Genomic DNA, 11,354 nt, shown 5'->3' on the forward strand with positions numbered 1-11,354 from the left:
GTGCTCAGCGGATCGGGTAGGCGTACATCAGGCCGCCCTTGTTCCACTGGTTGTTCAGGCCGCGCGGCAGCCCCAGGGCCGACTTCGGGCCGACGTTGCGCTCGAAGATCTCGCCGTAGTTGCCGGTGGCCTTGAGGGCGCGTGCCATCCAGTCCTTGTCCAGGCCGAGCAGCTTGCCCATGTCCTCGCCGGTGCCCAGGATGCGGCGCACCACCGGGTCCTGGCTGCTGGTCTTCAGGCTGTCCACGTTGGCCTGGGTGATGCCGTACTCCTCGGCCTCGATCAGGCCGTAGACCACCCATTTGACGATGGCGAACCACTCGTCGTCGCCGCGGCGCACCAGCGGGCCCAGCGGCTCCTTGGAGACCAGCTCGGACAGGATGATGTGGTCGTCCGGCTTGGGCGCGACCTTGTTGCGGATGGAGGCCAAGCCCGAGGCATCGGTGGTGTAGGACACGCAGCGGCCGGCGAAATAGGCGGCGGTGGCCGCTTCTTCCTTCTCGAACACCACCGTCTTGATGTTCAGGTTGTTGGTCTTGGAGAAGTCGGTGAGGTTCTTCTCGGTGGTGGTGCCCGACTGCACGCAGATCGTCTGGTTCTTGAACTGCTTGGTGCTCTTGATGCCGCTCTTCTTGGTGACGATGAAGCCCTGGCCGTCGTAGTACGTGGCCGTGATCTGGTTCAGGCCCAGCGAGGCGTCGCGGGTCAGCGTGAGCGTGGTGTTGCGCGACAGCAGGTCGAGCTCGCCGGACTGCAGCGCGGCGAAGCGCTGCTGCGCCGTCAGCGGCACATACTTCACCTTTTCCGGGTCGCCCAGCACGGCGGCGGCGACGGCGCGGCAGACGTCCACGTCCAGCCCGGACCACTTGCCCGCGGCGTCCGCGGCGGAGAAACCGGCCAGGCCGGTGTGCACGCCGCACACCATCTGCCCGCGCTGCTTCACGCCGTCCAGGGTCTTGCCGGCCAGCGCGGCCGTCGTGGACGCCATCGCGCCCACGGCCACGGCCAGGGCAATGCAGCGCTTGCTGAGTCTGTTCATTGGATCTCCTCGTTCGGATCGAAAAATTGCTGAGACTTTTGCGATTGCAAGTCCCGGGCCAGAAAAGGATATCCCAACTGTGCCGCGCCGCAGCCTGCGGTCAACCCGGAGTCGGCACGGGTTCCGGCCGCATCCAGCGCTTGAGCACCCGCGGCACCACCAGCACCAGCACGATCACCACCAATAGCGCGATGGACATGGGCCGCTGCACGAACACCGCGGCGCTGCCTTCGCCGATGGAGATGGCGTTGCGCATCTGCGCCTCGGCCAGCGGGCCCAGGATCATGCCCACGATCACCGGCGCGGTCGGGAAGTCGAAGCGGCGCATCAGCACGCCCACCAGGCCGATCCCCCACAGCAGCACCAGGTCGAACGCGCTTTGCCGCATGCCGTAGGCCCCGACGGTGGCGAAGATCAGGATGCCGGCATAGAGCTGAGGTTTGGGAATCTTCAGCAGCTGCACCCACAGCTTCACCATCGGAAGGTTCAGCACCAGAAGCATCACGTTGCCGATGTAGAGCGATGCGATCAGCGCCCACACCAGCGTGGCGGAGGTGGTGAACAGCTGCGGGCCCGGCTGGATGCCGTAGTTCTGGAACGCGCCCAGCAGGATGGCGGTGGTGTTGGAGGTCGGGATGCCCAGCGTCAGCAGCGGGATCATCGCGGTGGTGACGGTGGCGTTGTTGGCTGCCTCCGGCCCGGCGACGCCCTCGATGGCGCCCACCGTGCCGAACTCCGCCTTGTTCTCGCCCTTGGCCAGCTTCTTCTCCACCGCGTAGCTGAGGAAGGTCGGGATCTCGGTGCCGCCGGCCGGGATGCAGCCGAACGGCGCGCCGATGGCGGTGGCGCGCAGCCAGGCCGGAATCGAGCGGCGCCAGTCCTGCCTGGTCATGTAGACCTTGCTCATGGGGTTGCGGGTTTCCGTCTCGCGGCCCTCGTACAGCGCGAAGTACAGCACCTCGGCCACGGCGAACAGGCCGACCGCCACCAGCACGATCTCGATGCCGTCCAGCAGTTCCGGAACGCCGCCGATGTAGCGCGCCTGCCCCGAGATCTGGTCCAGGCCGACCAGGCCGATCGCCAGGCCCAGGAACAGCGCCGCCATGCCGCGCAGCGTGCTCTTGCCCAGCACCGCGCTGACGGTGGTGAAGGCCAGAACCATCAGCAGGAAATACTCGGGTGGCCCGAGCTTCACCGCGAAGTCGGCCACATAGGGCGCGAACAGCGTGACGATCAGCGTGGCGATGGTGCCCGCCACGAACGAGCCGATGGCGGCAGTGGCCAGCGCCGCGCCGGCGCGCCCGCTCTTGGCCATCTTGTTGCCCTCCATCGCCGTCACCATGCTGGCCGTTTCGCCGGGCGTGTTCAGCAGGATGGACGTGGTGGAGCCGCCGTACATCGCGCCGTAGTAGATGCCGGAGAAGAAGATCATCGATGCGGTGATGTCCACCTTGGCCGTGATCGGCAGCAGCATGGCCACCGCCACCGCCGGGCCGATGCCGGGCAGCACGCCAACGGCCGTGCCCAGCACGCAGCCGATGAAGGCCCACATCAGGTTAATGGGCGTGATGGCGGTGGCGAAGCCACCCATGAGCGCGGAGAAGATGTCCATGTCAGTCTCCGCAGAGCCGCCTCAAGGAGGCTGAAGCCCCCTCGGGGGGCAGCGAGTGAACGAAGTGAAGAGCGTGGGGGTTCATGGTTTTAGATCCACCCGGTTTGCGTCAGGCCCGGCAGGTTGATTGCCAGGAATTTGGTGAACATCCAGTACACGGGCGCGGAAATCACCAGCCCGGCGGCCAGGTCGGTCGCCAGCACCGCAGGCGTCGAGGCACCCGCCTGGCCCTGCGCGCGCCGCAGGCCCTGCACCGTCAGCACGTAGCACAGCGTGCAGCTCAGGATGAAGCCGATGGTGGTGATCAGCGCCGCGTTCGCCAGCAGCCCCGCCGAGACCCACACCAGGCCCGGCCACCAGCCGCGCGCCGCGCCCGAGGGCGCATCCAGCTCGCGAAAGCCCCCGCTGCGCGCCTCGCGCACCATCAGCACGCCGCAAATGGAGAGCACCAGCGCCACCAGCCAGGGCAGGAAGTTGGGCCCCACGCCGCCGTAGCCGGCGGCCGAGGGAATGGTGAGCGCGCCGCCCGCCAGGCCGAGGCCGGTGAGCAGGATGCCCGCGCCGACCAGCGTCTGCGCGAGCCGCTGGGATGAAGATCCGTCTTGCGTCATGAGGTGCTCCGGGAACAAAAAACGCCCGGTGGAAGCCGGGCGGTACTGCTTGGCGGAAGGGAACGCGACAGCGCGTCAGACCATGCCGGACTTCACCATGGTGGCGCGCAGGCTGGCGAATTCGTCGTCGACGAACTTGTCGAAGGCCGGGCCGCTCAGCAGGGCCGGCGTCCAGTCGTTCTTCTCCAGCGACTCCTGCCAGGACTTGGTCTTCAGCGCGGCCATCACCATGTCGGTCAGCGCCTTGCGCTGCGCCGCGGTGATGCCGGGCGCGCCGTACACGCCGCGCCAGTTGCCGATTTCCACGTCGATGCCCTGCTCCTTCAGCGTAGGCACGTCGTTCAGGCGCTTGGGCGAGGTGACCGCGATCGGCTTCATCTTGCCGGCCTTGATGTACTCGGCGAACTCGCTGTAGCCGCTGCCGCCCACCGTGACGTTGCCGCCCAGGATGGCAGCCGTGGCCTCGCCGCCTCCGCGGAAGGCCACGTAGTTGATCTTGGAGGGATCGACGCCGGCCTTTTGCGCGATCATGGCCGCGGCGATGTGCTCGGTAGAGCCGCGCGAGCCGCCGCCCCACTTGACGCTGCCCGGGTCCTTCTTGAGCTGCGCGATCACATCGGCCATGGTCTTGAAGGGCGAGTTGGACGGCAGCACGAACACGTTGTATTCGCTGGTGATGCGGGCGATCGGCGTGGCCTGCGACAGGTTCACAGGCGGCTTGCCGGTGATGATGCCGCCCAGCATCACGGCGCCCATCACCATCATCGCGTTCGGGTCGCCCTTGCTGCCGTTGACGAACTGCGCCAGGCCCAGCGCGCCCGCGGCGCCGCCCTTGTTGTCGTACGTGACGCTGTCGGCGACCTTGGCTTCCTGCAGCGCCTTGCCGAGCGCGCGGCCGGTGGTGTCCCAGCCGCCGCCGGGGTTGGCCGGGATCATCATCTTGACGTTGCCCGCGGCGCGGGCCGAGAGCGGCAGCGCGCCGGCGGCGGCCAGCGCGACCAGCGATCTGAGGAATGTGTCGCGTCGCATGCGTGTCTCCTGTTGGAATATGGAACATTCGCATGATCGCCCTGGCGGCTGTCAATCGGCTGTCCGGCGTATTGGGGAAACTACTAGAGTCTGCTTGAACCACACTTGCACGTATTCATGAGATTGCTTTTGGTCGAAGACGATGCCGCCATGCGCAGCACCCTGCAACGCGCCCTGGGCCGCCGCGGCTGGCAGGTTGCCACCTGTGACGACGGCACCAAGGTGCTAGCTCAATGGCGCGCCGCCCCGCCCGAGGCGGTGGTGCTGGACCTCAGCCTGCCGGGCATAGACGGCCTGCAGGTGCTGGAGCAGGCGCGCAGGGACGGCTTGGCCACGCCGGTGCTCATCCTTACCGCGCGCGGCACGGTGGGCGACCGCATCATCGGCCTGAACACCGGCGCCGACGACTACCTGCCCAAGCCGTTCGACCTCGACGAGCTGGAGGCGCGCCTGCGCGCCCTGGTGCGCCGGCGCGGCGAGGCGGTGGACGACCCCGCCGCCGGCAACCTGCAGTTCGGCGGGCTGGTCTACGACCACGACGGCGGCGCCTTCCACCACCGCGACGAGGTGCTGGAACTCACGCCGCGCGAGTCGGCGCTGCTGCAGGCGCTGATGGCGCGGCCCGGCCGCGCGGTCACCAAGGAGCGGCTGTTCGAGATCGTGTTCGCCGGCGAGCAGGACGTGCAGTACGAAGCGGTGGAGGTGGTGGTGTATCGGCTGCGCAAGAAGCTGGCCCACACCGGCGTCTCGTTGGTCACGCTGCGCGGCCTGGGCTACCTGCTGAAGATCGGGTGACGAGCGTGCCGTCGCCAGGGCCCCGCCCGCTTCGGCCGCACTCGCTGCGCCGTTACCTGCTGCTGGGCATTCTGCTGCCGGTGATGCTGCTGATCGCGCTGAACGGCATCAGCCTGTACGGCCGCGCGCTGGCCGCGCTCAACACCGCCTACGACCGCACCCTGCTGGCCTCGACCAAGGTGATCGGCGAGCAGCTCGACGTGGAGGGCTACGACGAGGCGGCACGGCTGCGCGCCACGGTGCCCTATTCCGCGCTGGAAGCGTTCGAGGCCGACACCCGCACGCGCATGGTCTACCGCGTGTCCAGCCTGTCGGGCGAAATGGTCTCCGGCTATGCCGACCTGCCGTTCTGGCACGGCCGGCTGCCGGCGCGGCCGCCCTATGCCGCGCTGGTGGATTTCTACGACGACGTCTACGCCGGCGCCGAGGTGCGGGTGGCGGTGCTGCTGCAGCCGGTGGCCAGCGCCCGCGGCCGCGGCATGGCGGTGGTGCAGGTGGCCGAAACGCTGGAGCTGCGCCGCACCCTGGCGCGCCAGATCCTGTTCGACACGCTGTGGCGCCAGGCCGTGCTGGTAGCGGTGATCGGCCTGGTGGTGATGCTGGTGGTGCAGCGCGCCACGCGCCCGGTGCGCCAGCTGAGTGCGCAGCTGCGCGAACGCCCCGAAGGCGACCTGACGCCGATTGCCGCCGCGGATGCGCCGCGCGAGCTGCTGCCGCTGGTGGACGCCACCAACGCGGTGATGGCGCGGCTGGCCGCCATGCTGGACAACCAGAAGCGCTTCGTGCGCGACACCGCGCACCAGCTGCGCACGCCGCTGGCGGTGCTGAAGACGCAGGTGCAGTCGGCCTTGCGTGGCGACGTGGAGCCGATGCAAGCGCTAGCCGAGGTGAACGAAACGGTCGAGCGCGCCACCATACTGGCCAACCAGATGCTGTCGCTGGCCAAGGTCGAACAGCTGCGCCAGCAGCCGGGCAGCGGCGTGGCCGACCTGGCCGAGGCGGTGCGCGAGGTGGCGCTGGACCTGTCGCCGCTGATCGCCGAGAAGGACATCGATTTCGAAATCGCCACCGAGCCGGTCGGCATCCGCGCCCACGAATGGATGCTGCGGGAGCTCGCGCGCAACCTGCTGCACAACGCCATCAAGCAGGTGCCGGCCGGCGGCAGCCTTGCGGTGCGTGTCGAGCGCGAGGGCGACGCGGGCGTGCTGCTGGTGCGCGACAGCGGCCCGGGCATCGCCGACGCGCTGCGCGTGCGGCTGTTCCAGCCGTTCTCGGCCGGCGACCTGCGCGGCGGCTCGGGCCTGGGCCTGGCGATCTGCCACGAGATCGTACGCGCGCTCGGCGGCGGCATTTTTCTCGACAACCGGGAAATCCAGGGGCATATCGCCGGTTTGGATGCCACCGTGCGGCTGCCGCTGGCGGAAAATGGCGGCTGATGGACAAGCTGCGCATCGACAAATGGCTGTGGGCCGCCCGCTTCTACAAGACCCGCACGCTCGCCACGGATGAGATCGCCAAGGGCCGGGTCGCCGTCAATGGCCAGGACGTGAACAAGCCGGCGCGCGAGGTGAAAGTCGGCGACACCGTGGCGATGCGCCGCGAAGGCCTCACGCGCACCGTCGTCGTCAAGGGCCTGTCGGAAATGCGCGGGCCGGCGCCGGTGGCCCAGCAGCTGTACGAGGAAACCCCCGAAAGCCTGGCCGAGCGCGAACGCGCCGTGCAGCAGCGCCGCTACGCACCGGAACCAGCCAACAGCATCGAGCACGGCCGTCCCACCAAGCGCGGCCGGCGCGACCTGGAAGAGCAGTCGCGCCAGGGCTGGGGCGACCGCTGGAGCGCTTCGGTGGACGACGAAAACAAGTAGGCTCTCGCAGCGCCACGCCGACCAGAAACCTGAAGCTCTGGCTCGGCCGTTGTCGGACCGCTCCGACCCGCCTTGGCGCGCGCTACTGTCATAACCCTGGCATCACTCTCGCTGATACTTTGTGCACTGCAGTCACACACAGCGCCAAACAATCGTCGTAGGGAACCATGGAATTGATCGAAACCCGAACCCCGTCCATCCTGGAACGGGTGCCCAAAATCCTCGCGGTGACCGCCGCGTCTTACGGGCTCTCGTTGCAGCCGCGCACCGTGCGCGAAGGACCCCACATCAAGAAGGCCGGCAGCCACAAGCCGACAGCCCGCAGCCGCAGTGGCGCGCGCCAATAAGAAGCATAGGGATCACACGCCAGGAAGGCCGCCTCAGGGCGGCCTTCTTCTTTTCACATCCATGCTGGACCCGGGACTGCAGTCGAGGTACAACCCGCTGCGTCACGGAGGACTCATGACTGTTGTGGAAAAAGCGGTGGCAACGCCGCAGGATTGCATCCGGGAGCGCAGGCAGGCGCTGCAAGCACAAGACATTCGGCTCGAACACGAACGACCCTGGGGGCTGGCGCTCTCGGGCGGCGGCATCCGCAGCGCCACCTTTTGCTTCGGGTTGATCAAGGCGCTGGCCGAAAAAGGGCTGTTCCACAAGTTCGACCTGATGTCCACGGTGTCGGGCGGCGGCTACATCGGCTCCACCATCGGGCAGCTGTTCAACGAGCGGCGCCAGGCGGATGCGGACCCGCGCGAAGTGGAAGAGGCCTTGAAGGAAGCCGAGACCCGGGTTTTCGCCGCATGGCTGCGCGCCAACGGGCGCTACCTCATTCCCGGCGGCGCGAAGGACCTGTTCTTCGCAGCCGCGAGCTACGGGCGCAACCTGCTGGCCGTGCATTTCGAGCTGGCCATGCTCTCCTTCCTGCTCGGCGGCGTCCTGGTCGGCCTCGATCTTCTCGCATGGCAGTGGGGCGATTCGGTGTTTCGGCACGCAAGGGCGAGCGATGCGGGTGCACTCGCCTACGAGGTGCTGGGCAGCATCGACTGGATCCCAGCCACATGGCTGCTGCTGCCGCTGCTGATGTGGCTGGGCCTGCTCTTCACGTCGGCGTTCTGGGCCGCACCCAAGAAAAAATCAGACCCGTTCGGGTGGCCACGGCCGGCGGTCACCCTGCTGTTCGCCGCCACGCTGGGAGTGGTGGTGATCTCCAACCTTCCCTTCTTCGCGAAGGGAGACACCGGCTACGCCGTCGAAGGTTCGATGAAGTGGCCGATGCTGGTGCTTGTCGCGCTTTTTCTCGCCGCGGCCGTGCTCGGGCACGTGCTGGCCGTTGGCCTCGCACTGGTGCGCGATCGCGACGTGGACTGGATTCGCAACCGCCTGACGTCCGCCCTGTCCTTCGTCCTTTCGCTGGCGGTCGGCCTGGTGGTCCTCGGGGGGGTGGACCATCTGGCCTGGGCGCTCGCGACCACCGACGCCGCCAAGCAAGGCACGCTGGCCATCGTGATGGTGTCCATCGCCGCCGTCCTGCGCGTCGTGCTGCCCCGGGTGGCCGACGTGCCGCGCGGGTTGACGCCGCGCCTGCGCGGCGCATTGATGAGCGTGATGAACGCCGCCGGGCTGCTGCTGCTGCTGATGGTGGTGGTGTTCTGGATCAGCCTGGAGCACCGCGCGGTGTCGGGCGTGCTGTTCGACGAAGGGGCCAAGCACCTGCAGTTTGGACTTGCCTGGAAGTGGCTTGGCTGGATGGTCGCGCCGCCGCTGGTGATGGTGGTGCTGTCGGCGCGCAACCGCGAATTCCTCAACCGCTCCTCGCTGCACAGCTTCTACCACTCGCGGCTCATCCGCAGCTACCTGGGCGCGGCAAACCGCAACCGCTTCGGCACGGACGCGCAACGCGTCGCCGACACCCTGGCGAAAGTGCGTGACGTGACGGCCGTGGCCAGGGTCGGCGACGTGGATGCCGGCGACGACGTGCCCATGGTGGACTATGCGCCGCACCTGGCGGGCGGCCCCGTGCACCTCGTCAACGTGTGCGTCAACCAGACCAGCGACCCGAACGGCGGCCTGTTCAACCAGGACCGCAAGGGGCTGCTGATGACGGTTGGGCCGCGCGGCGCCAGCTGCGTCAGCGCCGGCACCTGGGCCGCTCCCGAGCCGGAGGCCGCACTGACGCTGGGGTCGTGGGTCGCGATTTCCGGCGCGGCCGTGTCGCCAGGACTGGGCGCCTCCACCCGGCCGGGCGTGGCCGCGATCCTGATGCTGGCCGGTGTGCGGCTCGGCTACTGGTGGGACAGCGGCGGCCTTGCGGGGCCGGCGGCCAAGGCCACTGGCAAGTACAGTGGCTTCATCGACGAACTGCGCGGCCGTTTCTCGGGGATTTCCAGGCGCGAATGGTTCCTCAGCGACGGTGGCCATTTCGAGAACACCGCCGCCTACGCGCTGCTGCGCGAGGAATGCGAGGTGATCGTCGTCGCCGACTGCGGCGCCGACCCGCGCTACGCGTTCGCCGACCTGGAGAACCTGGTGCGCAAGGCGCGTATCGACCTGCAGGCGGACATCACTTTTCTGCGCACCTCGGCGCCGGGTGCCGCGCCGAAGGCGTTCGGGTCGCTCAACGAAATCGCCTCGGAGGACAGCCAGGCGTGCATCGCGGTGGCCCGCGTGGACTACCGCCACAGCAAGAAGCAGGGCTGGATGTTCATCGTCAAGCCCAACCTGTGCCAGGGGCTGCCGGTGGACCTGGTGAACTTCAAGGCCGACAATCCGCTGTTCCCGCAGGAACCGACGACCGACCAGTCTTTCAGCGAAGCGCAGTGGGAGAGCTACTTCCAGCTGGGCGACACGCTGGGCAGGCAGTTGGACGACAAGCAGCTCGGCGCGGCGCAGGCCTTCGCTTCCAACTTCGTCGACGACGACGGCGCGTTCTTCGTCAGGGACGCGGACGGCACGCCGGTGCTGAAGGCGCCGCAGAAGCGCCTGTCCTCGCGCATCGCCTCGACCGGCGCGGTCACCGCGACGCTTGGCCTGGGCGGCGTCGCATCGCTCGGCATCGCGGCATGGGAAGGTGTGAACGCTGAGCTGCGGAGCCACACGCTGGCAAGCCAGATCGAACCTGCGGCTTACAAGGAGCTCACCGAGATCTTCGGGAAACTCCCTGTGGAGCCCGTTTCCGCGGCAGCCCCGGCCAAGTCGGCCGACGGCCGGTTGGGCGAGATGGCAACAGCCCTGCTACGCGTGGGCGACGCCGCCTGCACCAGCGACAACATGGGCGCCTTCCGCGAATCGAACCTGATGGCGCTGATGATCCAGCGCACCAAGGACGCCTGCCGCGAGAGCACGCCGAAACACCCCTCCTGCGAAGCCCTGCTGCAGGACGACAGAATCTCGGCCTGCCTGCAGGACAAGCCGCGCGTGAGCTGCATACCGGTGTACTGGGGCCGCCATTACGGGCAAGGTCCCAGCAAGCCCGCGAACTGCTGGGACCCGGAGACGGCCATCGTGGCCGCGGCAGCAGCACCACCAACTGCGGCCGGACCCGCCGCACCAGCTGTGTCCACTCGCACAACTGGCGCCCAAAGTCCGGCAAGTGCGGTCCAGGGAACCGTCCAGGTGGTCGCCGCGCGGCCAGAACCCAACCCGGACGCGTGCGCCGGCCACACCATCTACATCCAGATCTACGGTCCCGAATTACGTGACAAGGCACGCATGCTGCGCGCACCCTGGCGGGCGCTTGGTGCTTCGGTACCTCCGGTCGAAGATGTGTGGGACACGGCGCGGCGCGCCGGGCGGCGCGCACCACAACCCTATGCCGTGCCAACGGTCCTCTACCGAAATGCTGCTTCTTTGCAGTGCGCCGAGGCACTGGCGCCGCCGGGAGCGGTGCAAGCGTGGGCCGTGAAGCCGCTGCGGGCCCAGTCGGATGCGAGCTCCACGGTGATCGAGGTGTGGCTGCCGCCGCTGCCGCCGCAAATCGGCGCGCTTTCCGCGACCGCGTTTTGCTACCAGGAAGACGATGGTGTCCAAAGCCCGAGCCGATTCGGCGCGAGCTGCTTTCCAACAGAGGTGCAATGCGTCGAGGGGCGCGGAAACCATCCGCGTCGTCGCATGTCGGAGTGCAACAGCGTCGCCATCGACACGCCTGTGCGGGACAAGTTGAGGCCAGGCTGGTCGAATTCTTGGTTTCTGCAGCAGTCGAGCCCGATGGCATCACCGATGCCGCAATTACCGGGATGAAAGAAGGCAAGAAGCCCTGATAAAGGGCTGTCGCTTCTTTAATGATTTCTCTTCCCCAAGAAGAAAAGGCCCAGCATTGCTGCTGGGCCTTTCTTGCTTTGTAGTAGCCTGACGATGTCCTACTTTCACACGGGAATCCGCACTATCATCGGCGCAAAGGCGTTTCAC

At 67.8% G+C, this 11,354-nt stretch carries 9 protein-coding genes; 5 read left to right on the forward strand and 4 right to left on the reverse strand.

Annotated elements, in window-relative coordinates; genetic code table 11:
* Positions 1–4: 4 nt before the first annotated feature.
* From H0U68_RS11825 to H0U68_RS11840, 4 genes are all read right to left on the reverse strand, one after another.
* Positions 5–1,039 (reverse strand): amino acid ABC transporter substrate-binding protein, encoded by a 1,035-nt coding sequence (locus H0U68_RS11825; RefSeq protein WP_296355782.1) that lies wholly within the window; start codon positions 1,037–1,039, stop codon positions 5–7.
* A gap of 100 nt (positions 1,040–1,139) precedes the next feature.
* Complete coding sequence (locus tag H0U68_RS11830; protein WP_296355784.1) at positions 1,140–2,651, reverse strand: tripartite tricarboxylate transporter permease; 1,512 nt, start codon at positions 2,649–2,651, stop codon at positions 1,140–1,142.
* Positions 2,652–2,740: 89 nt separating this feature from the next.
* A complete protein-coding gene (locus H0U68_RS11835; protein WP_296355786.1) occupies positions 2,741–3,262 on the reverse strand; it encodes a tripartite tricarboxylate transporter TctB family protein in 522 nt (173 codons plus the stop codon).
* A 75-nt stretch (positions 3,263–3,337) separates the two neighbouring features.
* Entirely contained in the window at positions 3,338–4,291 is a 954-nt protein-coding gene (locus H0U68_RS11840; protein WP_296355788.1) for a tripartite tricarboxylate transporter substrate-binding protein, read from the reverse strand.
* A 117-nt stretch (positions 4,292–4,408) separates the two neighbouring features.
* Between H0U68_RS11840 and H0U68_RS11845 the strand changes: the two genes are divergently transcribed.
* The 5 genes from H0U68_RS11845 to H0U68_RS11865 all read left to right on the forward strand — a co-directional run bounded on the left by H0U68_RS11845 (position 4,409) and on the right by H0U68_RS11865 (position 11,186).
* A complete protein-coding gene (locus H0U68_RS11845; RefSeq protein ID WP_296355790.1) occupies positions 4,409–5,086 on the forward strand; it encodes a response regulator in 678 nt (225 codons plus the stop codon).
* Positions 5,087–5,169: 83 nt separating this feature from the next.
* Positions 5,170–6,522 carry a sensor histidine kinase gene (locus tag H0U68_RS11850; RefSeq protein WP_296355803.1) on the forward strand — a complete coding sequence of 451 codons (1,353 nt, stop codon included), beginning with the start codon at positions 5,170–5,172 and terminating at the stop codon, positions 6,520–6,522.
* Positions 6,522–6,950 carry an RNA-binding S4 domain-containing protein gene (locus H0U68_RS11855; protein WP_296355792.1) on the forward strand — a complete coding sequence of 143 codons (429 nt, stop codon included), beginning with the start codon at positions 6,522–6,524 and terminating at the stop codon, positions 6,948–6,950. The genes H0U68_RS11850 and H0U68_RS11855 overlap by 1 nt, the downstream gene beginning before the upstream one ends.
* Positions 6,951–7,117: 167 nt before the next feature.
* Positions 7,118–7,297 (forward strand): hypothetical protein, encoded by a 180-nt coding sequence (locus tag H0U68_RS11860; RefSeq protein WP_296355794.1) that lies wholly within the window; start codon positions 7,118–7,120, stop codon positions 7,295–7,297.
* A gap of 115 nt (positions 7,298–7,412) precedes the next feature.
* Entirely contained in the window at positions 7,413–11,186 is a 3,774-nt protein-coding gene (locus H0U68_RS11865) for a patatin-like phospholipase family protein (RefSeq protein ID WP_296355796.1), read from the forward strand.
* Positions 11,187–11,354: the final 168 nt, after the last annotated feature.

Source organism: Ramlibacter sp., assembly GCF_013697775.1.
Classification (GTDB): domain Bacteria; phylum Pseudomonadota; class Gammaproteobacteria; order Burkholderiales; family Burkholderiaceae_C; genus Ramlibacter.